Source organism: Spirosoma profusum, from assembly GCF_014699005.1.
Lineage (GTDB): Bacteria > Bacteroidota > Bacteroidia > Cytophagales > Spirosomataceae > Spirosoma > Spirosoma profusum.
On record NZ_JACWZY010000003.1, the window covers coordinates 278,564 to 300,014 of the forward strand.

Genomic DNA, 21,451 nt, shown 5'->3' on the forward strand with positions numbered 1-21,451 from the left:
CCATGCGATTCATTCTGATCCTCTTGTTTTTCCTGAGTAGCCTGGTGGGACTGGCGCAGACGAACCGGCTCGGTTCGCTGCCCAACCCGCCCCCAGGTCAGTTCACCATAGGCATGGGTACGGATGGTATTCTGAAGTACAAACTGAATAACCAGACCGATTTGCCGTTTAAGATCGATCCCCGCTACAACAACCTGCCCATAGCCCAGACGGTCTCGGGCGTGCGCAGCCTCTCACTGACCAAAGCCAACTCACCGGCTGTTATCAACACGTTCGAGGGCCGCAAGTCGGGTACCTGGGTACTCCAGGCCGATGACGATTCGACATCCGACAACGGGTTTACTTTCCTGAGAACGGCCAATGGCGTGGGTTACCTCAAGCTGCTTGGCCCCTACGTAACGCCCTACGATTTCGGCGCTAAAGGGGGGAATAACGACGATACAACGCCGATGGCGCTGGTGCTGGATCACTGCAAAAAAACGGGTGTTACGCTGCTGCTCACTACCGTTTTCAAGACGACAAGCCCGATCTCGGTCAGTCTGGCCAATACGACCGGGGTGCTGGCGCTGGGCGGCAACCGACTGAGCATCATCGGCACCGGGCAAAGCTCCAGTGGCATTCGCTACGGTGGTCCCCCGAATACGACCTGTCTGAGCCTGCTCGGCACGGCGGACGACATGCTCAACCTGGAAGGCTTTCGCATATTCCCCACCGACGTAACGGCCAAAAACACCGATGGCTTGTTCGTTCAGAAGCTGGCGAACCCCACCATATCGCGGATTTCGGTTTCCTACATGCGTACCGGCATGACGCTGATCGACGTAGGGGAAGGTATAGTCGAAAAGTGCCTCTTTGACTGGAACAAACAGGGCTCATACATTACGGTGGGGGCGTTGGGCGTGGCTCCCAACGGGATTAAATTCCTGTCCTGCGCGTGGAATTCCAACTCTAACTATGGCGTATTTGTCGAAAACGGCTGCACCAACACCTTCGACGCCTGCCGGTTTTTAAGTAATGGCTGGGACGCCTCGGCTCCTAACCGAAATGCCGTTCTGATCTGGTTTGCGTCCTTTAACGGGGCGGTGTCCGTGATATTAACCGGCTGCTACCTGGAGAACAACCGGGGGCCTCACACCGTGCACATTCAGGTGGCTCAGGAAAACGCATTAGGCTCCCAGGGCGGCTCGACGGTGCTGATTGGCAACACCTTCAATCGGTTCGGCGTAACGGGAATGAGCGACGTGGTGAATGACGTTTATTTCGACCCGGTGAATCTGACCTCATCAGGTCCGGTGCATTCGGTAACCATGCTCGGTAATACGTTTGTGGGGTACTACTCTTACGCAGCGGACGCGGCCAAAAAGCGTGTCGTTTTCGCCCCCGGTGGCAATGCCTACAGCAATTACGTGGTAGCCGACAACAACTACTACCAGTATCCGGAAGAAGCGCCGACCGCCAACTTCACCCACAAGTGGCTGACGACGTCCCTGTTTACTACCTTCACCACCGCCCAGACTGCAATCGATGTGGCCCAGAATAATGCCATTGGCAATAATTCCACGGCTATTGCCGCCAATACCAGTAGCCTAACAACGGTCAATGCAAAGGTAACGTCCCTGAGCGCCGACGTGGCGACCAATACATCGGCTATAGCTGGTAAACTCGCTATCGCCACCTTTACCAGCTATTCAGCCCTTACAGCGGCACTGATCGCTGACCGGGTGACAGCCAGTACGTACACGAGTTATACGGCATTGGTCGCCTCGCAACTGGCGGGTAAACTGGATATCAGTACGTTTTCAACGTATTCAGCGGCCACGGCCTCGCTCATCGCGGATAAAGTAGCCATTAGTACCTATAGCTCGTATACGGCTGGGGTGGCCGCTTCGCTGTCTTCAAAGCTGGATATCAGTGTGTACAATTCCTACACATCTGCCATGGCCACCACGATATCGGGTAAGCTCGATATTAGTGTGTACAGTAGTTATACAGCCGCTACAGCGATAACCCTGGCGGGTAAACTCACCGCTGCTGGCGGGAGTGGTTCAAACAATACGTTTGCAACGCCAACCAGCACCGGTACGGCCACCTTTACCGGTAAAATCCTGCGACCCTATTACAACCCGACAGACAACGTGGTGAAAGCTGGTCAGTTTGGGGTGCAGCCTCATGGCGCGGGTAATACGACACTAACCTGGAATGCGCACCATGACGGAACGAACTGGGTCCGGGATTCAGCGGGGACGGCGGGGTTACTTCAAAAACTGGATAGTGAGTTGGGGCTCATTCAGACCGTTGCTGGAACGGCGGGGTTAGCGTCCGGAGCATTGAACAATAACCGACACGTGAAATGGATGCTGGACGGGTCGATGTACCTGGGTACTATATCCTCAGCACCAGGTAGCACGAGCGGCTATAAATGGGGTTTTGATAATACCACTGGCAACACTACTCAGACCGGGACCGCTACCGCCATACAGTACCGATTATCGGCACTCAACACGGCACCGGCCTCTGCCACTGATACCGGCACGGTAGGCGAGATACGCGTGACGGCTGGATTCATTTACGTGTGTGTAGCGGCCAATACGTGGGTTCGTTCGGCCCTTTCAACCTGGTAAGTTTATGATTGCCATCACCAACGATAACGGCCTCACCTTACAGCTGTCACCGGGTCAGAATCTGGTCACCGAGCAGGCAACCTCGTGGCTGAGTGATGACGAACTGCCGGGTGAATTCAGTTACCCAATCGATGCCCCACTCAACGATAACAACAAACGGTTCGTCGAACACAGCTACCGACCTGATGCTGCGCAGCCACGTTCGGAAATGGCCGTAACCGTGCGCATGCAGGGGGTACTTTACCGACGGGCTACGTTCAATTTCCGCGTCGAGGGGGGTAAACTCAATGGGTTTTTAAAGATCGATGCCAGCGAGTTTTACGATAAAATTCGGAAGATGAGCCTGCTGGAAGCCCTGCCCGATTCGATCAATCTGGGCGATAGTCTAACCAAGCCCCTGGCCGCTCAACTCGAAACCATTGCCAAACTGCCACCCAGTTACTTTCCCTGCACGTTCTTTCCTATTCGGAACCCGGCGTTTCTGGAGGAGTCGTTTGGCTCCGACAAACTGCCCACCTTCGTCCGCAATGATTACGTCAATGCCTGGGAAAAGCGTCCGGATGGCAGTATAGGTTTCATGGTCGACTCGCCGACCAAATCCGGCTATCTGATCTGTCCGCAGTTTTACCTTTCCTACGTACTCGAGCGCATCATGACGCTGGCGGGTTATACCATCGAATCCGACTGGCTATCCAATCCCGAAACCCAGCGGCTGGTGGTCGAGAACCTGACGGCTATGAACGTCTTTACGCCCAATGTACTCGTTCCCAGCACCCTGTTAGGCCACCGAATTACGGCGGGTCAGTGCCTGCCCGACATGAGCGTCAGCGATTTTCTGAAGGCGATCAAAGGGCGTTACGGACTGATGTTCAGTTACAACGCCAATTCCCGGGTCTGCACCATCGCCCAGTTCAAACGGACGGTGGCTCTGGGACCGGCCATCGACCTGACGCCCTATCAGGTGGGAGCCTATTCGACCGGCGAGCGGGAAAATAAGGGCTATACCATCAGGGAATTCATCGATGAGCAGGACGAGCTCTACAAAGACGAACAGGGGCGAACCATTGGGCAATCGGTCGAAATCATTGGAAAAGGAACTCTAGACATCGTCCTGAGAGTCGGCACCAGTCAGCTGGCCTATGAACCCTCGCGTCTGTCCACCGGCGCTTTCTGGTTAATTTCAACAGTACGTCAGGCCGGCAACGTGCTCGATGCCAGCTACAGCGCGTCCGATCGCTATCCGGACAAAGAGGGGAAACGACGGAGTACCATTGGCCTGAAGCTACTGAGCTACCGGGGCATGACCACCGATAGTAAAAACAATGCGTATCCACTGGGAACGCCGGATATCCGCAACGGCCAGCAACAGGTCGTAGGCCAGGAGTCACTGGGCTTATCGGGTCAGAACGGTGCCTGGCAGAAAGCGCTGCGGGACTATTACTATTTTAGGGATCAAACCCTGCCGATCGTGCAGAACCTGTTACTACCGGTGGGCGTACTGGCGCAGTTGCCCCTGTATCGGTCGGTGAGCCTGACGCTGGATGATTTCATCCTGCGCAGCTATCTCATCAAACAGATACGGGCTGAAATGCCGGGCCTGTCCGGTCTGGCCAAGGTTCGCCTGGAAGCGCTGAGCCTGCCACCCGGGCTGGATCTGTCCGCTGGCGTTGAAACGCCACTCGTCTGGCTTGAATTAATACAGGCTCAGTCTGGCGAAGGCAGCTATAAGGATGAAGCCGCGCAGACCGATGGACTCTACGTAACAACATCGTTAACCATTAAAGCCTGGACTACGGCCACTCGTACCCAGGCGATACCGGTTACGAATCTGCCGGTGACCATCCGACTCAAAAAGACGTACAATTCCACGACCAATGACCCACCCCAGCCTTACAAAGAGTATGTGCTCCAATATTTGGCCAACGGAAGTGTCTCGGTCATTGAGCCAGCCCTGCTAACGTTCCGCCTGTTTCAGAAGACGGGCCAACCCGAGGATTATTATGATCAGACGGCCGCACTTGACCCGGGTGATGGTTATAATATCATTGCGTGATGACCAATTACAGCCAGCTTGATATCAACCAGCGCATCAACCTGAAAGGACTGGTGGAAGCCTGGTCGAGTATCACCATCGAGCGGATGCAGAAGCAGATCGATCAGAAGGTCTATGGCCGACGTCGGCCGCGATCGCGTAAACGTAGCCTGGTGCGGACAGGTAAACTCCGCTCGGACTGGCGTAAACGGCTCTACGTCGACCGGGCCAACGGCGGCATTAAGGGCATGCAACTGAGTTTTATGCTCTATGGCCGTTTCGACGATATGGGTGTAGGCAAGGGCACGACGTATGCCCTGAGCAAATACCAGCGGGTGCGTAAAAACGGGGAAACCATGACCCGAAAACCTTCCCGCTGGTACTCGAAAGAAAAAGCTCATCAGGTGCACCGGTTACGGGAGCTGATGGCCCGCTATTACGTCAATATCACGCTCGCAGCGCTGGAAAATTACCTAACCGACGCGGTAACCGTGCACGTTTAATTCACAAAATGACCAGTTGGCTGGGACAACACAGTTGAACCCATGCCAAAAACACAGAACGACCGCGCCGTCATTGACTTGGTGATCAATGGCCAGCAGGCCAATACCAGCCTGAAGGAAATCAGCCTGGCGGCTACTAACACCCGCTCCGCCCTTTACAAAATGAAGGAGACGGATCCGGGCTATAAAGACAAGCTGAAGGAGTTACAGGCGTTATTGGCTGCCCAGCGGCAGATGACGGCCAATATTAACACGACAGCCAGTGCCTGGAGTAAATTCAAACAGCAGGCGTCCAGCGTAGCCGCTGGCGTAGTGGGCGGTAACGTCATCTCCATGGGGCTGCAGGCGATTCCCGGCGCTATTTCGGCCGTTGTTGAAAAATACCGGGTATTTGATGCCGCCAGCAAGGAACTGTCAGCCGTCACAGGTATGACGGGCGCTGACCTGGAATACCTCAACAAAACAGCCGCCAGTACTGGCCCAACGTTCGGCAAATCAGGCGCCGACATGCTGGAGGCTTACAAGTTGATGGCCTCCGCCAAACCGGAACTGCTTTCGCAAAAGGAGCTGCTCACCCAGACCACCGAAGCGGCCATTACGCTCGCCCAGGCGGGTAAGATCGATCTGGCGCAGGCTACCCAGGTGACAGCCGAATCATTGAACCAGTTCGGTGAAGGTGCTGATCAGGCCAACCGGTTCATCAATGTGATTGCCGCCGGTGCCAAGGAAGGCTCCGCCGAAATCGCCGACATGGGTGTTGCCCTGAAGAACTCGGGTACCGTAGCCGCTGCTCAGGGCGTTTCCTTCGAGCAGACCAACGCAGCCCTGCAAAGCATGTCGACCATCGCCCTCAAAGGTGGTGAAGCCGGTACGCAGTTACGGAACGTGCTGCTGACACTTGGATCAGGTTCAGATGCCACCAACCCCAAGGTCGTCGGACTGGAAAAAGCGCTGGAGAACCTGGGCAAGAAGAACATGAGCACCGCCGAAATGACTAAACTATTCGGTAAGGAAAACATCACGGCCGCTCAGCACATGATCACCCATCGGAATGAGATTGCCGAACTGACCAAAAAAGTATCGGGTACCCAAGAAGCCTTCACCCAGGCCAAAACCAACAATGAAAGTCTGGATCATCAACTGGAGGTATTCTGGGCGAGGGTTGAAGGGCTGGCCATCATCCTGGGCACGAAGCTGGTACCGGTGTTCACTAAAGTAGTAGAGGGAGCTACCTGGCTAACTAAAGTCCTTACAGGCGGATTGACTCCGGCTTCTGAAAAAGCTACCCAAGCGTTCAACGATCAGAACAGCAAAGTTCGTGACCTCACCCGTAACCTGACGCCATTACTTGATCGACACGATGCCCTAAAGAAAAAATCTGTACTCACTAAAGATGAGCAGGCTGAACTAAAAACCATTATTGGACAGGTTGCTAGTATTGTCCCCACAGCCGTCACCGAGTTTGATAAATACGGCAAGGCTCTGGATGTCAATACAGAAAAAGCACAGGAGTTCATTAAGATGCAGAAGGCGCTTCTTAAATATACCTATCGAGAAGGCATCGCCACTACAACTGCCGAATTAAAAGATAAGACAGCTGAGCGGGATGCATTAGTCCGCAAAATGAATTCCAAGACTACTACCGAATGGGTCAACGTTGACCGGGGCGGTATGGAGGTTCGTCGTAAACTGACGGATAAGGAACTGAAGCAAATGCAGACTAAGGTTGATGAACTCAACGCAAAGATTGATGAACTTAATACCACCAAAGCCGCAATGACGGGTGAATATCCGAAAAGTGATTCATCTGGTAAGCCTACCGCTACCCCTACTACGCCACCCAAGGTTGATGGTTTGGGCGGTGGTCAGGGTGGCGGCTTGAGTGATGAAGAAAAGAAGAAACGTGAGGCCAAAATCACCGCCAATCATGAAGCTCAGCTGGCCATCGAAAAGATGGACATGGAGGCTATTAAGAATGAAAAGCAGCGTGAAATCGCTAAAGCGGAATTTGAAGCCAATCAGGAGAAAGAACGTGCCAGAAAATCTCAGGCGACAGCAGCGCTAAAAGCTAAATGGATAAAGGGTATCGAAGATCGACTTGTGGTGGATAAACTGACCATTAATGAGAAGTATGCTGATAAGGATAAGGAGTTATTAGAAAAACAGCAGAAAGAAGTCTTTGACCATGCCGAAAAAGAGCTGGAGCTTAAAAAGCGAATGGCCGAATACGAAATTGAACTGGCTATTTCTAGTGGGAAAATTACCAAGCAACAGGGCGAAGAGGCCAAGCTGAAAGCCGAGCAGACGTATCTATCGGCCAAACAGCTACTGACCGAAGCCTACTACAAAAAACAGGCGGAGCAAAATCAGCAATCGACGACTAATACTGAGGCTCAGAATAAAAAGGCAGCTATTCGACTCAAACAAATTGAGATTGATAAACAAACCGACTTGCTGGCAATTCAGGCACAGGGAGCCAATAATCAGGCTAAGGTTGGTGAACTCAATCAGGATAAAATTGAGAAAGCGCTTAAAGATGACCTTCGGGACATCGAAAATGAACGGCAAAAATCGCTGAATGAGATTCAGAAGAAAGCGAAAGCGGGGCTACTTTCTCCCACAGCAGCCCGTAACGCCGAAATTGAAGTCGAGCAAAAGTTCCTGATGGCTCGCCGTCAAATCTATGAAGATTACTATAGCCTTATGGCTCGTATGGGTAATCTGTCAGCAGAGCAAATTAAGGATATTGAGCGCGAGAAAAACCGGGCGTTGCTGGATATGGACAATCAACTGATGCAGGCCCAGCAGACCCAATACGAAGGCAAATTGGGGAACCTTAAAAAGTACATGGACAATATGGACATGTACATTCAGCAGGGTGCTGATGCCTTAAAAACATTATTTGAGCCTAATAAGCAAATACTGGACCTGTCTCCTCTGCTGGGTGAACTAGATAAGTTGCAGCAAAAAACGAATCTCAGCTCGTCCGAACAGGAGCGAATGAAAAACATCATCACTCAGATTGGTAGTGTCATGCCTAACGTAGTGACCCAGACCAATCAGTACGGCGAAGCAATTGGGATCAATACGGGTGCCGTTCGGGATGAGGTAGCGGCTCAGAAAAGTCGGGCCAAAACTATGCACGCCATTATGGTAGCGCAGTCAGCCTGGGCAGCCGCCATGGCCACCGTGGAATTCGGGCAGTCGATCATGCACATCTGGGCGACAGCTCCCAATCCACTGACGGCCATCGGTTTTTCCGCTTTGGCTACAGCCACTTATTTAAGCACGCTGGCCAAAATCAAAAAGGAGACGTTTGATGCGCCTAAATTTGCCGACGGTGGTTTTACGAATGCGCCGGGTGGTTACGTTGACGGCCCTACTCTGTTTCAAATGGGCAATCGTCGGTTCATTGCTGGTGAAGCAGGGCGAGAATTTGTTGTTTCCAACTCGGCCCTGCAACAGCCGGTAGTGGCGAACTTCGCCCGGATGCTGGACGTAGCGCAAAAATCAGGAAACTACTCGATGCTGAATACGGGCGTCTCTGCCGCTGCTTCGCCTGGCACGTCGATGGGTGCAGGTATGGCCTCAACTGGAATGAATCAGGAGTTAGCAATGGCCACCTTGCGGCAACTGCAACTCATTCAACAATCGCTTGATAACTATGCAGCCAAACCGGTAGTCCAGGATTACTTTGCCTGGGAGCGGAATAAAGAAGAGGTTGACTACATTCGTCAGGCGACAAAAGGATAAATATTCAGTGAGGTATCCGAATGAACGGATACCTCACTAGTTAGCTAAAAATAGCGGGGAACATCCTTTTTACCTTTAGATTTTTTGAAGGGTGCCTTTTCCTTTTTAGGTGCCTTTTCTCGTGGCTCCGTATTACGCTCCTTACCTGGCTCAAAAAGCATGATCGTTCCTTTTCGGAAAGCCCGAAAGTATTCAACAGGCACGTACCAATCGACAGGCAGAATATCAGATTGGTTGGTACTTACTTTGTTGATACGTACTGCACTAACTACATCCTGTTGAAGGAGCTGGGCGGTTTGCGGGTTGATTTTGGCCGATAACACCAACGCTCCGCCAATTGTATGATAGGATTTTGTTACTGGTAGATCAACAATAACGTCCTGATTATCCTTTGGGGAAAACTTTAGTTGCATCAGAGCCTCTTCGGGTACATCGTACGCTTTTTCAGGGTAAAACCGCGCCCAGCTCAGTACCGTATCTCCCTCACTGATCGTAAGCGTCATGATATGATTGCTGGACAACGCGCCCATTGTGGAGGGTGGCCGGTAATAATACGTATTCGCGGAGGCTAACGCTTCTAGAATTAGCCAGCTCTGGGAAGATCCTACGTACATAACCCGCGAACGAACGCCTGTAAACGGATCGCGGGTATTTCGTACGTAGGGAGCAACGGTGGCACAGCTAACCAGTAAGCCAGCCAGGGCAAGCAGGGTAAATAGTTTTTTCATAAAAAAGAGGAAGGTAATGTAACCCTAAAACTAATTCAAAAACTTAATTAGTTAATTACTGCTGATTTAGTATATATTAATCGGTTGGTTATTTTTACATAAAAAAGTGCCAATACGGCTTGTATTGGCACTTTTTTAGTTTTATATTGTACTGTAATTCAATGAGTTACAAAGAAAATGCCCCGACGCTAGAACTTTCTCAGGGCAATAGCGAAGGGGCGGTGTAAACAATTTAACCCTAAAGTCTAATGTCTACGGAGCAAAACTACGTGGGTGGGGGAAACTATGCAATACCCCTCACAACAGGCCAGCCCTTTCGCGGCCACTCTTACCGAATGCAAACGTATCTAGTCGTTTCTGACATCGCCCGGTTAACGGGTGAAGATGAATCCAAAGTCTGGAAACGGGTTTATCAACAAGTCAATGCGATGTATGCAGTCAATCTGCACAGTTTCCCACGAGGGCGGAATGAATCGCTACTTCGGGTAGCTGAACGGCATGACGTACTGGATAAGGTGTATGCTGTTGCCTATGTCGAGCGATTGCAATATCAGGAATGAAATTTTGCCGATCTAAATACGGGATTATCCCGTATTTAGATCGGCAAAACAATCAGACAATTTTCTATATTTACCAGACAATTTTCTAATCATGAAAGATTTACTTCGTTACCTCATTTTTGAGATCGACCCAATGTATCTGAAGTGCTTTTTACTGGGGTTACAGGTGGCAACGGTTTGCTATCTCGTAATTTTTCCGCTTCTAAGAGCGCTATTTTAAGCGCTTTAATCTCAATACTAACGGAGTCTATTGCAACCTTAACGTCCTTCATGTCTGTGTTGAGTGAAGTCCCCCAGTAAAGAACACAGAGGGTACCTATCCCAGTAACATAGGTAACTGCCCGGTCAATTACTTTCCCCGAGGAAGTCCAGAATTGATTTCTCCGAAGCTTACGGGCTTCTGTTACCCGCTGATTATGTAGCTCCAGATACATATCGTGCATACCTACTTTTTTTCCAAGTGGTGTCAGCAACAACTGACCATATTGCAATTGGTCAGAAGTCGCATAGCCCTCGAATTCAAGCCGCTTCAAAATTTCTTTTACCTCCTCTACCGTTGGATCTAAGTCATCCAGCAGGTTCGTAACATGAATAACATGCTGTAACTTATACTGCGCCAGCCGGTGTAAGACAATAGCTGTCTTTTCTTCGATAGTCATATTTAGGTGTCGTAAACGTAATACGGCCCGGTACATCCAGTACCGGGCCGCTTTATTTATATGTCAGAAACCTATTTAGCTACCGCTTGCTTCAGCAATTGAATATATAACTCCCTAAGGTTGACCTTTTCTCCGTTACGTTGTTTCTCAATCTGCATCTCCTTTATGAGCAGGTGTATATCATTCGGTACATCTAAATAAATCTTGGTCGTTTCCATGTTTGATGATTTTTGTCACAAATAAAATATTTATGACTAATGATTGCAATTTATTTTTTCACGTATTTATATTTGTGACATAAATCATAAATATCAATTATATGACAGAAACGATAAAATTTCACGATGCTGTATTGTTTGGAGAACAGGTCGGCGATGAGGTGTTTGTACCAGTTCGACCAATTTGTGAGAGCATCGGTGTACATACCGACAAGCAGATATCTCGCTTAAAAAGTGACTCAATTATCTCTCGTGAGCATACCGAGCGGTACGTTCACGACGCTTCTGGAAGGCGGCAAAAGATGTTTTGTATACCGTTGCGGTATGTTCACGGATGGCTTTTTAGTATTCCCGACAACCTAGTTAAGCCAGAAGTCCGCCCTCGCCTGCTACTATTCAAAAAGGAATGTTACGACGTATTATATGAGCACTTCTTTGGTAATGCCCGGATAGCTCGTCTGGATGCCGAACGGGAACATGGTCTTATCGCCCGTAATAAGGAAATCAATAAGCTGGTTCGGGATTTAATGGCTGAGCAGGCCACTAATAAAATCGAGCTGCAAACGATCCTGAACCGACGGGCGATTACCTACCGTTTGGAGCCGATTCACGATGGAGCGGAGAAGGAATATGAGAAACGGAAGTTTCTAGGCCAGCAACTTAAAATCGCCGATACGTAGAGCTTATTCCGGGATAATCCCGGAATGAAACGAAAACCCCGACAGGTAGCAACTGTCGGGGTCAGATTTCCGTATTGCCCTCCCTCCTTAAGAAAAGACATTACAATAATTCTAAGTCACCAAAGATATGCCTAATTCAGTAAAACCCAACAAGATACCCGAGTACATGATCATTGAAAATCCATATTCCGGAAAAATGGTCAATGTATTGCCTCTGTTCGAGTTAATGAGCGAAGACGCTCTAAACGATGGCCCCCAGAGCATCATTGAGAAAATTCAGGAAGTGCATGACTTCTTAAGCACTTCAGTACCCAAAATTAGAGGATGTCAAGTGGCTGTAGATGAATGGGCACAAGCCAACTACTGGCTGGTGAAGATGCGCAAGACCCTTGAGAACATGAACGAATTTTCAATTCGGTAGTTGACATCATTTCAGTCGATTAAGAATAGATCTTATTAACTGTGTGGATTATATAATTCGGATAACCAGCTCAAGTTTTGGGCTGGTTATTTTTATTTTTTACTAAAATAGTTGCATAAGTGCCAAATGTCACTTACATTTGTAATGTAATTATTATAATTAAAGCCATGGAAGTCGTAAAGAGCTCAGAATTAATTAAACGCCTTTATCGGTTGATAAGCATACAAGAAAAAGAGCTCCTCCGCATTTCCGAATTAAGAGACCGATTGGCTGGCATACCTTCTGAGCAGGAAGCTCAGGCAGACCATCTGGGATATTTTCCCCATAGCCATTTTACCATTTGGGAAGTTATTAAGTATTTAGATTCTAATACAACGAACGGTACTTACTCATTTGATAAAAACTTTATTGATCAGCTTGATAAACTTCTACTCAAGCAACTTGATGAACGCCTTGAGCTTTATAGTAGCTACCTGGGTATATTACAGACCTTACTTGATACGTCTCCGTATAAATCATTAGGCACTCTTGAGGCAGCTCGTGAATTTATTCGCCAGCAGGTAATTGAGTTGAAGAAACTGGTCACCAGACTTAATCGTGACCAGATTACCATATCACTTGAGGCGGTGTCAATACCTGCTCCGCCTGCACTTCCTACTACTTTTATTAAAGACAATAAAATACCAGCACCTGACGACGAAGAACCTAAGCGCGTGAATGAGCGTCTACCGCTTTCGATGGCTGAGGAGGTTGCCGATCTGCTTGATCTGATGGACAAGGAGATGGCCACCGTCCTAACAATTTCGATCCGGACGTATCACCGCTTAAAGTTGAACGGTCTGCTGAATCCAGTAGCCTCCGAACGCCTGATGATGCTCAAAGAGTTGGCAACATTTGGTCTGGAGGTATTCGAGAACCAGCACAGTTTCAATCAGTGGCTACGTCTTCCTTTGCGCGAGCTTGGAAATATAACTCCGCTTAACGCGCTGAATACTGCCACTGGATTCAATCAGGTTAAAACGATTCTGGAGCGAATTGAGTACGGCGTATATGGATAGCGTTAAGCTTAGACTAGACTCAGTCGATGCTTCTCGTATATAGATTACAAAAACCCAAATACAACCCATTTACATTAAAAGGCGAAGGAGCCAGCATTGCGGGCGGACGCTGGAATGATAGAGGAGTCCCCTTAGTGTATGCCTCTTATTCCAGTTCTTTAGCTATTCTGGAGACGCTGGTACACAGTCCACAGCGATCACTATTGGCCACGACAGCCTTTAACTTTGTGGAATTACTTGTTCCAGAAGAGTGCATTCATGAATTTGTCCTTCCTGATTTACCAGTCGGCTGGGATACCGACCCAGATCCATTCGCTGCCAGGGAGTTTTTAGCAACCTATCTTGAGCCAGGTAATTCGCTTGCTTTCAGCGTGCCATCGGTGATTAATCCCCTTGAACGTAACCTGTTGATTAATCCGCGACATCCACATATCGACCTGGTTAAAATGGGCCAGTTTATTTCGTATAAGTTCGATAGTCGATTATAAATCACAGGGTAGCCGAAGCAATCACATAGCCTCCAGTATATCCTCCCAGCGAGTCGTGTAATGGGGTGACAGGTATTTTTGCTGATAAGGCCATTCTGGATTGTACATCTGGGAGGCTAGCCGGAGTTTATCCTGGCCAAATCGCTTATTGACCTTATCAACAACACCGGCCAGCTTAATCAGCCGTTCGTCGGGGCCTTCCACGAACACGCCCTTCTGCCGGTAGCTTTCAGGAACCAGATCGGTAAGCAGAATGCCCACTTTCTGATATTGATAGCCCGTTTTATAAATGGCTTTCAGGCCCGTAAGTGCGTAACCCAGCAGTTCCGGCGTCGCACTGGTGGGATGTGGCAAATTCAGGGTGATGCTATTACTGTACTGCTTGGCGGCTAACCCATTGCCCGGCGTTTTTCGGTATTTACTGGTACGTAAGGATATAGTCACTGCTCCGGCGAGTTGATCACTCCGGCGTAGTTTCATTCCTACCCGGGTGAGGTGAGACGTTAAGGCATCGGCGATGGTATCCAGATCGGGAATCACCGTGCCAAAGCCTGGCTCGGAACCGATTGATTTTTTAGGGGGCGGTGTTACCTCCAGTAATTTACAGGGCATTCCCCGCAACTCGTGTACGAGACGCAGCCCGTTTACGGTCATAATCTGCCGAATCCAGTCATCATTGGTATCTCGCAGTTGAGCCGCCGTACGTATGTTTTCCCGCTTGAGCCGGGCGGCTGACTGATGCCCAACGCCCCACAGATCTTCGACCGGAAAATTAGCCAGGGCGTCCTCGATCTGCTGGGGTGTTTCCAGTACACACACGCCGTTCAGTTCCGAACGTTTCTTCGCCAGTTTATTGGCCACTTTAGCCAGTGTTTTCGTCGGGGCAATCCCAACGCCAACCGGTATCCGTAGCCATTGATCGATTTTCGTCCGGATGTCCTGCCCTAATCCCTGATAGGTTGGATACAGACCCCAGAAATTCTCCAGTTGCAAAAAGGCTTCATCGATGCTGTACACCTCCACATCGGGCACGAAGTTGGTCAATAGACTCATTAACCGGCTGGACATATCGCCGTAGAGGGGAAAGTTCGACGAAAATACGACAATGCCGTGCTGTTGGCGCAGTTCCTTGGTTTCAAAAAAGGGTTGCCCCATTTTGATGCCCAGCGCTTTGGCTTCGTTCGAACGGGCAATCACATTGCCATCCCGATTACTGAGAACAATAACCGGTACCCCTTCCAGATCAGGCCGAAAGGCCCGGTGGCAGCTTACGTAAAAGTTATTCCCATCGACTAATCCGTACATCAAATGGCAGTTTTAGGTCCAAACTGATTTAGAACTGCTATAATATATTTTTGCTATATATGTTGCAAGTAAAACATATAATTCGGTAACTTTTGGGTGAAATTCTTAACCAGATAGCCCATGCAGCAGTACCTTCGCTTCCAGCGTTACGACGATCCGTCGCGCCAGATCACCACCCAGATTCATCCCGACATTTCCATTGATGAGGTGCACGGTTTCGCCTATGCCAGCCCCATTAAAGTCGGCGATGATGACACGCCTGTCGAGGATTGGCCAATCTATTTTATTGGCAACATACCCCAGATATCCGAAATGGAAGATCCAAACATACCGGGTCGAAAAGCCCTATTGCTGGAGGTGTTTCTGATCCGGCAGGAGGAATGGGAGCTGTTTATGATCCCCGAATCGATACACTACATTCAGGAGATGGAAAAGCTGGTGGATCGAAAAAGCCTTTCGTTAAACTAAACTAAAAATCCCCGGAGCAGCTCCGGGGATTTTTTATAGGTGCTCAAAAAAGGGCAATTGTTTTAACCAGGAAAAGCGTCGTCGGGAGACGATCAGACGGTGGCCGGTCGTTAAACATACCTCCCCTTGTTTTCCATAGCTGTCAATTTGAGCTATAAACCGTCGATTCACTAAGTAGTGCCGATGGATTCGAAGAAAATAAGTTGGTGGTAGTTGATCCTCGAAGCATTTGAGCGTGTAGGCCACCAAAAAGGGTTGGGCCATCACTGTATGCAACCAGGTATAATTTGCCGAACCCTCCAGATAAATAATATGGGTCAATGGCAGCCACGCCCGACCATCAGGGGTATAAATGCGCAAAGGTGGGTAAGATTCCAGTTGATTGTCAAACGGTAGTGCTGTAAACATCGGTCAGATTAAGAGGCTATGTAGTCAGGGGCAAAAACTAAGCCAGACCGCGCGTTCAGTAAAACGGCCGTCAAATTGGACGATTTCCGGCCGCAGCCCGACTCCGCCTAAACCTCTTTTTTGCCGTTCATTTAATCGGTTCACTTATTAAGTTCAATGAATGCGTATATTGTAGATGATTAATTGAACGATTTCCGACCTATGGCCTATAGATTCTTGGAGGCAAGCCACCTATTTACTAAAAAGGAGTCAAACGATATAAGCCAGCAGGCTGAAAACTACCGGACTTCTCATGTAGTGGCTTTCTACATGCGGGAGCTAGACAGCATCACTATGAAAGCTGGAGAGGAAATAATCTACAGTCAGCCTTACGGACTATTCATGCCTAACGTTGATAGTCCTTTTTACTCAGCGTGGAGTGAGGTCTATAATGATATGGTTCACTACCGGAAAGAGACATTCCCTTTATTGCAATTCAGCTATTGAAATGAGTGATACTCCAAACGATAAACCAAGTCCGGAAGAATTGGAAAGACAGGCACGAGAATTCGATGCAGAGTTGTTTCGATTTACTGGTCGCTATCATGTCTCGGTACCAATCCAATTCACGTATGTGAACCCTAAGTTCGACAGTTGGGATGATGCCTTTGAGTTTATGCAAACAGGACAACGCTCAAAATTCAATTAAGCGTACTATCATGGATATAATTGATCACCTTTTAGAAGGTGGCCACGAGCCGGAAAGCAAAGAAGGTCAATTTGATCTATCAAAAGGTGAGGGAAACGTAGGAAACGTTATACTTACTCAGTATAGTGATGGCGGTTTTAAGATCGGATCGCTTACGTTACAGCGCGAAGATCTGATTGAGTTAATCGATTTTGTTAAAGCCATAGATACCGCTTTAGATCATGGCAAGTGAGAAATACACCCTGGAACATTTTACTGGTAAACTCATGAAAAGTAGACTATGCTGGATTGTTGGCGTTGATGCCGATACTTGGAAACTTCGGGCAGCACGTTGTACACGTCAGGAAGCTAAACGGGATGAGGTTGAAATATTTGAAACCTATGAAGCGGCTGACAGTGCAGCTAAATATCAGCAATCGATTCGGGATCATCACGAACAAGAGCGGATTGAACGTGCATTGATTTACAATGAACCAGGGGATTATATGCTATGAATATTGGCTACGCACGGGTATCTACCCAGGATCAGAATTTATCCCTCCAGCTCGATGCGCTGAAGTCGGCAGGTTGTGACAAGATTTATCAGGAAAAAGCGAGTGGCGCCAAGGCTGATCGACCGGAGCTTACCCGTTTACTCGAGCACGTGCGCGAGGGTGATACGATTGTGATCTGGAAACTCGACCGGCTCGGCCGATCGCTGCCCAACCTAGTGGAGCTGGTGACCAGTCTGCAGGCCCGGGGCGTTGGCCTGGTTACCTTGAACGGCCCGATCGATACGACCACCGCCCAGGGTAAATTCACCTTTCAAATATTTGCCGTTTTAGCTGAATACGAGCGGGAGCTGATCCGGGAACGTACCAAGGCAGGCCTTGCCTCTGCCCGGCGTCAGGGGAAAAAGCTGGGCCGGAAGGAAGGACTATCGGAAGAAGCTGAAAAAACCGCCCGGGTGGCTGAAAGTATGTATCGGGAAAATGTGTATTCGGTGCAGGAGATTGCTAAACGGCTGACTATTTCGAAGACTACGCTGTATAAATATCTTAAGCATCGAGGTATAAATATTGGCAATGACGTATTTCGTATACTTGACTCAGGAGCAGTTCAATAATGCTTTATAGGTATTTAGGGGTAATGGGGAGTAAAATCAATTGATTAATAATAGAATGGCACAAAAGTGGCACGAGAAAGCGTCGGTTCAGGCAACAATAGTAAACGCTTTGATTGGAGTATTACCCGCCACTGCAATAGCAGCAGTGGCAATCTATTATCAAATACAATTAGGGGACGATCAAATAGCATTGACTAAACAAATTGCTAATCAGCAAGCGGTAAACGATAGTGCTGATACAAGGCGATCTGATCAAAAATATTCAAATGATAGTTTACAGGCAGTAAAACAACTCGAATTCACAAAGTCAGCAGTTGAGCAGCAAAACGAAAAATATTATAATGACAGCATGTTAGCTGTTAAACAGATGGATTTAAATAAACTCCAATTTGAATTAGCTAAGCTGAAACGAAATGATGACATTAAATTAAACGCTCGGCTTGAGCAAATCAGTAAAAATAACTTAGCAGTCTCTGAAGGGCAGTATTCAATCCAGAAAATAGAGCGTGCAGCTAAGTCTGTTAGTGATATTGTCGAGTTTGGCAAAGTTCAACAGATTATGGGAGATATAAATCGCACTCTACAAAATACTTACGTCGCTAACTACATAGGTCCTAATTGTTGGTCAAGGAAAATTATATCTTTATTAGGAAGCAATTTAAACAATCCTGCACTTCAAGAAAATGAGCCGTTATTGAACAAATGGTTAGCCGTTATGGAAAAGATTGAAGAACAGCAAAATAATTTATCTATACGTATATTCTATGAAAATATAAAAGGCGACAGCGCATTTATCGTGAATACTTTAGATAAGAAAATTGGTATTAATACTGTAGCCCAAGATGAATTAGTTCAGCCACTCAATCGTGCTGGTAATCTTTTCGGAAGTAGTTTTAATTATTATCGAAATGAATTAATAAGGCGAACAGAAAATTACAGAAATTTGGTGAATAGCATGAGGTAATTTCAATCGACTATTTAGTTCCTAAATAAACTATTTAGTGGTTGATTTAAGCCCAAGATAAATACCTTTCATCCTTTCCGTCATTGCTCCTCAGCCGCCCAGATTGGTATATGGTTTTTGTCGGCGTTGTCTAAATACGTTTCCAGTATTTCGTAATTCTGACAACGGTACCAGAGAATCATGATATCAGTAAAGGAGAACGTTTTGCCCTCCCGGAGCAAATTGACCACGCCCATGTTAGGGACTCGGGGCTCAATTTCAGATTCCATCAATTTACGATTATCGGCCATTTTCTTGCCCAGCCAAATGGCTTTTTTTGCGTAATTTTGCCTCGCTAAGATTAATTATTACGCTCAACGGAGGATGGTGCCGCCTTACTGGTCGAGTAGGCGGTGCTGTCCCCCGTCTCTGTGTCTATAATGGACCAGAGAGAGCACTCCGTTGAGCGGATAATCTTAGCAGCGGGTCAGGCAGCACCCCCTTTTCGGTACAATATATACGAGTTTACCTGGCCACTTCAGCCGGGTTTTTTCGTTTCCGGGCCACACGATCATTCCTCAGAAAATAGTGCCGGCACGACTTGCGTGTGCCGGTACGAAGTGCGTGGTTTGTCTCAAGCAAAACGCACAAAAACATGACCGCCCATACCATTTTAGCCACCCGCAGCCTACGTATGGAATACAGCCAGATCAGCCTGGCCAACAGCTACATCAGCCGGTGCGACTCCCCTTCCAAATGGGCAATTGTTTTAGGCGATAACGGCCGGTTCTGGGTACTTTCCAACCGCGACGCCAGCATCTTAGTAAAAGCAGGTTTTGAATACGCCAACTAATACCACCATGATCCAGTTAGACGCTACAATTAACCAACTCCAACCAAGTCAGGAAATCGAAATCAGCCGCACCGAAACCGCTTACTGTACAGCAGAGCGGTCTGGTGACGGCAAAACGTTACGCTTCATCCGCTACACCGAAAACGGTAAAACGTGGCGGGTTTTTAAGCAAAGCAGGTTATAATCTACTATATTTTAGCCAGATATTTCTGAATACTGGCAATGTGCAGGTAGAAGTCATCACCTTAATTTAACCACTTGATTTGCCGTGTTTACGGAAGGCTTGGACGAGTTGATAGCCAAAATAAGCAATAAATATCCGGCTAATACCCTCCCAGAACCGTGCCCACCCAGGTACTTTAACTTTTTCAATTAATAAATCATCACTAAGTAACTGCTCAGCAACGTAGTCTGCTTTATGGATGGGATTGAGGAATTCTAAATAGTAAGTGCATAACGAACTAAAACGTTCGAATGACTTTTCATCTAACAAAGCTGGCCAAAAGCCTAGGGACCAGCAGTAGAATGTATAGAATACTGCGCCTACAAATAGGGTCATTCCTAATCCCCTTTGCCAGCTTTGGCCATAATTAGTGGATATCTTACTAAGCCCAAGATTGAGCTTTTCCCAAAAATCATCCCAATTACTCCACGACAGCGTTTGCTGATAAGCCTGCATTTCTTTGGCATAATATCGATTGGCTTCAACCTTATCACCCCTGGCTTCATATATTTTTTTGATCTGGCTATAACCTAACTGATGCTGATGATAGTTCAAGTGATTTAGAGCTAATTCCGTAGTAATTTTTCTAGGCATTCTGGTTCCAGTAACGAAAACTTCGGTAATTTTTGAACTATTAAAGTCTAAATCAAAGCTGGATAGATCGCAGTTGATGAAAGTTGTTTTACCAATATCGCTGTTTATTATTTTTAAGCTAGGTTTACTAATTTTATCATCTACTATTTCTTCCGTTGAGGAATTAAAGGTGTGGAGATAATTTTTAAATGTACATCCTGTAAAGAGAATTGTTCCAAAGTTTAATACATCGATAAATGCTAGTTCATTAACCTCCGTATATATACGAATGAAAGAGTCTTTAAAAATAGTGTGCTTGATATGAAGTGAATTTATAATTACACTGTTTGGTATAGAGATTAAAGTCTTTTCCTTCAGGTTCCGGATACCCAAAATATTGATAAAACTATCTGCAACAGATATATAATCTTTGAATATCCCTCCCTCAATTTGAAAAGAATCTGCCACTCTTATATTTTGAAGCGAAAAAACTTTGTTATATGCCCCTCCAGAAATTAATAAATTGGCAAAGCTACTGTCTGAAATATAAAAATTTTCTATAAAAGTTCCTCCTGTAATTTCGGCATGTTTCTTAAACACACTGTGAGAAATAAAGAATTTTCCGTCAAACGTTCCTCCCGCAATCACAAATCCATCATTAAATTTACAATAAGAGGTACTGAATGTTCCATTAAAAACACCGTCTGGAATTGAGAATTGTCCCTCAAACGTACTATTTGAAATAGAAATATGTTGTTTTAATTTTATTCCAAAAAACGTAATACCTTCCCTAAATAAACAATTCCAAATAGATAAAAAATCTGAGGTGATAATATTACCATCGAGAGTAACATGGTCTAGTATCTCAACATCTTTTATTTTTATATTATATTGTCCATTTGGGGCTATTTCATAAAAGTCGGTATATCGACTTGTATTCGTTACTTTAATAATGTCAATTAACTCACTAGCCCGAAGTGGAACTAGCGGAGTTGATGTGGGTGTCGGTGTAGAATTCATAATTGAACTAGAATAGATTATGTAGATCCAAGGTAGTTATAAATAAACGTACCTAACAGTTGAAGGAAACCAATTTTTTAAGGACAATACTATAGTTGCTCTAGCTTAAGAATGTCATAACCCATTGCAGAGGATCTTTATCTT

The 21,451-nt window shown here is 47.1% G+C and carries 23 protein-coding genes; 16 read left to right on the forward strand and 7 right to left on the reverse strand.

Features of this window, described 5'->3' with window-relative positions; genetic code table 11:
- Positions 1-2 precede the first annotated feature (2 nt).
- From IC229_RS05885 to IC229_RS05900, 4 genes are read left to right on the forward strand one after another with little or no spacing between them, the layout of a single operon-like run.
- The gene (locus IC229_RS05885) at positions 3-2,621 is read left to right on the forward strand and encodes a right-handed parallel beta-helix repeat-containing protein (protein ID WP_190886007.1); all 2,619 of its coding nucleotides are present in this window, start codon (positions 3-5) and stop codon (positions 2,619-2,621) included.
- Positions 2,622-2,625: 4 nt separating this feature from the next.
- Positions 2,626-4,674, forward strand: a complete 2,049-nt coding sequence (locus IC229_RS05890) for a hypothetical protein (RefSeq protein ID WP_190886008.1) — start codon at positions 2,626-2,628, stop codon at positions 4,672-4,674.
- Positions 4,674-5,156 carry a hypothetical protein gene (locus IC229_RS05895; RefSeq protein ID WP_190886009.1) on the forward strand — a complete coding sequence of 161 codons (483 nt, stop codon included), beginning with the start codon at positions 4,674-4,676 and terminating at the stop codon, positions 5,154-5,156. Before IC229_RS05890 ends, IC229_RS05895 begins: the two co-directional genes overlap by 1 nt.
- Positions 5,157-5,198: 42 nt before the next feature.
- Positions 5,199-8,909, forward strand: a complete 3,711-nt coding sequence (locus IC229_RS05900) for a phage tail tape measure protein (RefSeq protein ID WP_190886010.1) — start codon at positions 5,199-5,201, stop codon at positions 8,907-8,909.
- A gap of 44 nt (positions 8,910-8,953) precedes the next feature.
- Here IC229_RS05900 and IC229_RS05905 read toward each other — a convergent pair whose 3' ends face one another.
- Positions 8,954-9,637: a hypothetical protein gene (locus tag IC229_RS05905; protein WP_190886011.1), complete on the reverse strand. Its 684-nt coding sequence runs from the start codon at positions 9,635-9,637 to the stop codon at positions 8,954-8,956.
- Between the two features lie 248 nt (positions 9,638-9,885).
- Between IC229_RS05905 and IC229_RS05910 the strand changes: the two genes are divergently transcribed.
- Positions 9,886-10,197, forward strand: coding sequence for a hypothetical protein (locus IC229_RS05910; RefSeq protein WP_190886012.1), 312 nt, complete (start codon positions 9,886-9,888; stop codon positions 10,195-10,197).
- A 113-nt stretch (positions 10,198-10,310) separates the two neighbouring features.
- Here IC229_RS05910 and IC229_RS05915 read toward each other — a convergent pair whose 3' ends face one another.
- A complete protein-coding gene (locus tag IC229_RS05915; RefSeq protein WP_190886013.1) occupies positions 10,311-10,856 on the reverse strand; it encodes a hypothetical protein in 546 nt (181 codons plus the stop codon).
- Between the two features lie 71 nt (positions 10,857-10,927).
- Positions 10,928-11,074 (reverse strand): hypothetical protein, encoded by a 147-nt coding sequence (locus IC229_RS05920; protein ID WP_190886014.1) that lies wholly within the window; start codon positions 11,072-11,074, stop codon positions 10,928-10,930.
- Between the two features lie 101 nt (positions 11,075-11,175).
- Between IC229_RS05920 and IC229_RS05925 the strand changes: the two genes are divergently transcribed.
- From IC229_RS05925 to IC229_RS05940, 4 genes are all read left to right on the forward strand, one after another.
- The gene (locus tag IC229_RS05925) at positions 11,176-11,754 is read left to right on the forward strand and encodes a phage antirepressor N-terminal domain-containing protein (RefSeq protein ID WP_190886015.1); all 579 of its coding nucleotides are present in this window, start codon (positions 11,176-11,178) and stop codon (positions 11,752-11,754) included.
- A gap of 127 nt (positions 11,755-11,881) precedes the next feature.
- On the forward strand, positions 11,882-12,175 hold the full coding sequence (locus tag IC229_RS05930; protein WP_190886016.1) for a hypothetical protein: 294 nt from the start codon (positions 11,882-11,884) through the stop codon (positions 12,173-12,175).
- Positions 12,176-12,342: 167 nt separating this feature from the next.
- The gene (gene parS, locus IC229_RS05935) at positions 12,343-13,233 is read left to right on the forward strand and encodes a type II RES/Xre toxin-antitoxin system antitoxin (protein ID WP_190886017.1); all 891 of its coding nucleotides are present in this window, start codon (positions 12,343-12,345) and stop codon (positions 13,231-13,233) included.
- Positions 13,234-13,259: 26 nt separating this feature from the next.
- A complete protein-coding gene (locus tag IC229_RS05940; protein WP_190886018.1) occupies positions 13,260-13,721 on the forward strand; it encodes an RES family NAD+ phosphorylase in 462 nt (153 codons plus the stop codon).
- Positions 13,722-13,742: 21 nt separating this feature from the next.
- On the opposite strand, the gene IC229_RS05945 is transcribed toward IC229_RS05940, so the two are convergent.
- On the reverse strand, positions 13,743-15,026 hold the full coding sequence (locus IC229_RS05945; protein ID WP_190886019.1) for a Y-family DNA polymerase: 1,284 nt from the start codon (positions 15,024-15,026) through the stop codon (positions 13,743-13,745).
- Positions 15,027-15,146: 120 nt separating this feature from the next.
- On the opposite strand from IC229_RS05945, the gene IC229_RS05950 reads away from it, so the two are divergent.
- On the forward strand, positions 15,147-15,494 hold the full coding sequence (locus tag IC229_RS05950) for a hypothetical protein (protein WP_190886020.1): 348 nt from the start codon (positions 15,147-15,149) through the stop codon (positions 15,492-15,494).
- Positions 15,495-15,527: 33 nt separating this feature from the next.
- Here IC229_RS05950 and IC229_RS05955 read toward each other — a convergent pair whose 3' ends face one another.
- The gene (locus tag IC229_RS05955; RefSeq protein ID WP_190886021.1) at positions 15,528-15,902 is read right to left on the reverse strand and encodes a LytTR family DNA-binding domain-containing protein; all 375 of its coding nucleotides are present in this window, start codon (positions 15,900-15,902) and stop codon (positions 15,528-15,530) included.
- Positions 15,903-16,600: 698 nt separating this feature from the next.
- On the opposite strand from IC229_RS05955, the gene IC229_RS05960 reads away from it, so the two are divergent.
- Genes IC229_RS05960 through IC229_RS05975 form a run of 4 tightly spaced genes read left to right on the forward strand, consistent with a single transcriptional unit; the run spans position 16,601 to position 18,659 of the window.
- Positions 16,601-16,822 (forward strand): hypothetical protein, encoded by a 222-nt coding sequence (locus tag IC229_RS05960; RefSeq protein ID WP_190886022.1) that lies wholly within the window; start codon positions 16,601-16,603, stop codon positions 16,820-16,822.
- 34 nt (positions 16,823-16,856) lie between these two features.
- On the forward strand, positions 16,857-17,084 hold the full coding sequence (locus IC229_RS05965) for a hypothetical protein (protein ID WP_190886023.1): 228 nt from the start codon (positions 16,857-16,859) through the stop codon (positions 17,082-17,084).
- A complete protein-coding gene (locus IC229_RS05970) occupies positions 17,081-17,695 on the forward strand; it encodes a recombinase family protein (RefSeq protein ID WP_190886024.1) in 615 nt (204 codons plus the stop codon). The genes IC229_RS05965 and IC229_RS05970 overlap by 4 nt, the downstream gene beginning before the upstream one ends.
- Before the next feature lie 55 nt (positions 17,696-17,750).
- Positions 17,751-18,659, forward strand: coding sequence for a hypothetical protein (locus tag IC229_RS05975; RefSeq protein WP_190886025.1), 909 nt, complete (start codon positions 17,751-17,753; stop codon positions 18,657-18,659).
- 80 nt (positions 18,660-18,739) lie between these two features.
- Here the strand turns inward: IC229_RS05975 and IC229_RS05980 are convergent, their stop codons facing one another.
- Positions 18,740-18,928, reverse strand: coding sequence for a hypothetical protein (locus IC229_RS05980; RefSeq protein ID WP_190886026.1), 189 nt, complete (start codon positions 18,926-18,928; stop codon positions 18,740-18,742).
- A gap of 365 nt (positions 18,929-19,293) precedes the next feature.
- On the opposite strand from IC229_RS05980, the gene IC229_RS05985 reads away from it, so the two are divergent.
- Both IC229_RS05985 and IC229_RS05990 read left to right on the forward strand, forming a co-directional pair.
- Positions 19,294-19,491: a hypothetical protein gene (locus tag IC229_RS05985; RefSeq protein WP_190886027.1), complete on the forward strand. Its 198-nt coding sequence runs from the start codon at positions 19,294-19,296 to the stop codon at positions 19,489-19,491.
- A gap of 7 nt (positions 19,492-19,498) precedes the next feature.
- Positions 19,499-19,675: a hypothetical protein gene (locus IC229_RS05990; RefSeq protein ID WP_190886028.1), complete on the forward strand. Its 177-nt coding sequence runs from the start codon at positions 19,499-19,501 to the stop codon at positions 19,673-19,675.
- Between the two features lie 66 nt (positions 19,676-19,741).
- Here the strand turns inward: IC229_RS05990 and IC229_RS05995 are convergent, their stop codons facing one another.
- Positions 19,742-21,307: a hypothetical protein gene (locus IC229_RS05995; protein WP_190886029.1), complete on the reverse strand. Its 1,566-nt coding sequence runs from the start codon at positions 21,305-21,307 to the stop codon at positions 19,742-19,744.
- Positions 21,308-21,451 lie beyond the last annotated feature (144 nt).

Bases quoted from the DNA above. Each gene is read 5' to 3' on its own strand.
- IC229_RS05885 (WP_190886007.1), top strand. From the start codon at position 3: ATGCGATTCATTCTGATCCTCTTGTTTTTCCTGAGTAGCCTGGTGGGA.
- IC229_RS05890 (WP_190886008.1), top strand. From the start codon at position 2,626: ATGATTGCCATCACCAACGATAACGGCCTCACCTTACAGCTGTCACCG.
- IC229_RS05895 (WP_190886009.1), top strand. From the start codon at position 4,674: ATGACCAATTACAGCCAGCTTGATATCAACCAGCGCATCAACCTGAAA.
- IC229_RS05900 (WP_190886010.1), top strand. From the start codon at position 5,199: ATGCCAAAAACACAGAACGACCGCGCCGTCATTGACTTGGTGATCAAT.
- IC229_RS05905 (WP_190886011.1), bottom strand. From the start codon at position 9,637: ATGAAAAAACTATTTACCCTGCTTGCCCTGGCTGGCTTACTGGTTAGC.
- IC229_RS05910 (WP_190886012.1), top strand. From the start codon at position 9,886: ATGTCTACGGAGCAAAACTACGTGGGTGGGGGAAACTATGCAATACCC.
- IC229_RS05915 (WP_190886013.1), bottom strand. From the start codon at position 10,856: ATGACTATCGAAGAAAAGACAGCTATTGTCTTACACCGGCTGGCGCAG.
- IC229_RS05920 (WP_190886014.1), bottom strand. From the start codon at position 11,074: ATGGAAACGACCAAGATTTATTTAGATGTACCGAATGATATACACCTG.
- IC229_RS05925 (WP_190886015.1), top strand. From the start codon at position 11,176: ATGACAGAAACGATAAAATTTCACGATGCTGTATTGTTTGGAGAACAG.
- IC229_RS05930 (WP_190886016.1), top strand. From the start codon at position 11,882: ATGCCTAATTCAGTAAAACCCAACAAGATACCCGAGTACATGATCATT.
- parS (WP_190886017.1), top strand. From the start codon at position 12,343: ATGGAAGTCGTAAAGAGCTCAGAATTAATTAAACGCCTTTATCGGTTG.
- IC229_RS05940 (WP_190886018.1), top strand. From the start codon at position 13,260: ATGCTTCTCGTATATAGATTACAAAAACCCAAATACAACCCATTTACA.
- IC229_RS05945 (WP_190886019.1), bottom strand. From the start codon at position 15,026: ATGTACGGATTAGTCGATGGGAATAACTTTTACGTAAGCTGCCACCGG.
- IC229_RS05950 (WP_190886020.1), top strand. From the start codon at position 15,147: ATGCAGCAGTACCTTCGCTTCCAGCGTTACGACGATCCGTCGCGCCAG.
- IC229_RS05955 (WP_190886021.1), bottom strand. From the start codon at position 15,902: ATGTTTACAGCACTACCGTTTGACAATCAACTGGAATCTTACCCACCT.
- IC229_RS05960 (WP_190886022.1), top strand. From the start codon at position 16,601: ATGGATATAATTGATCACCTTTTAGAAGGTGGCCACGAGCCGGAAAGC.
- IC229_RS05965 (WP_190886023.1), top strand. From the start codon at position 16,857: ATGAAAAGTAGACTATGCTGGATTGTTGGCGTTGATGCCGATACTTGG.
- IC229_RS05970 (WP_190886024.1), top strand. From the start codon at position 17,081: ATGAATATTGGCTACGCACGGGTATCTACCCAGGATCAGAATTTATCC.
- IC229_RS05975 (WP_190886025.1), top strand. From the start codon at position 17,751: ATGGCACAAAAGTGGCACGAGAAAGCGTCGGTTCAGGCAACAATAGTA.
- IC229_RS05980 (WP_190886026.1), bottom strand. From the start codon at position 18,928: ATGGAATCTGAAATTGAGCCCCGAGTCCCTAACATGGGCGTGGTCAAT.
- IC229_RS05985 (WP_190886027.1), top strand. From the start codon at position 19,294: ATGACCGCCCATACCATTTTAGCCACCCGCAGCCTACGTATGGAATAC.
- IC229_RS05990 (WP_190886028.1), top strand. From the start codon at position 19,499: ATGATCCAGTTAGACGCTACAATTAACCAACTCCAACCAAGTCAGGAA.
- IC229_RS05995 (WP_190886029.1), bottom strand. From the start codon at position 21,307: ATGAATTCTACACCGACACCCACATCAACTCCGCTAGTTCCACTTCGG.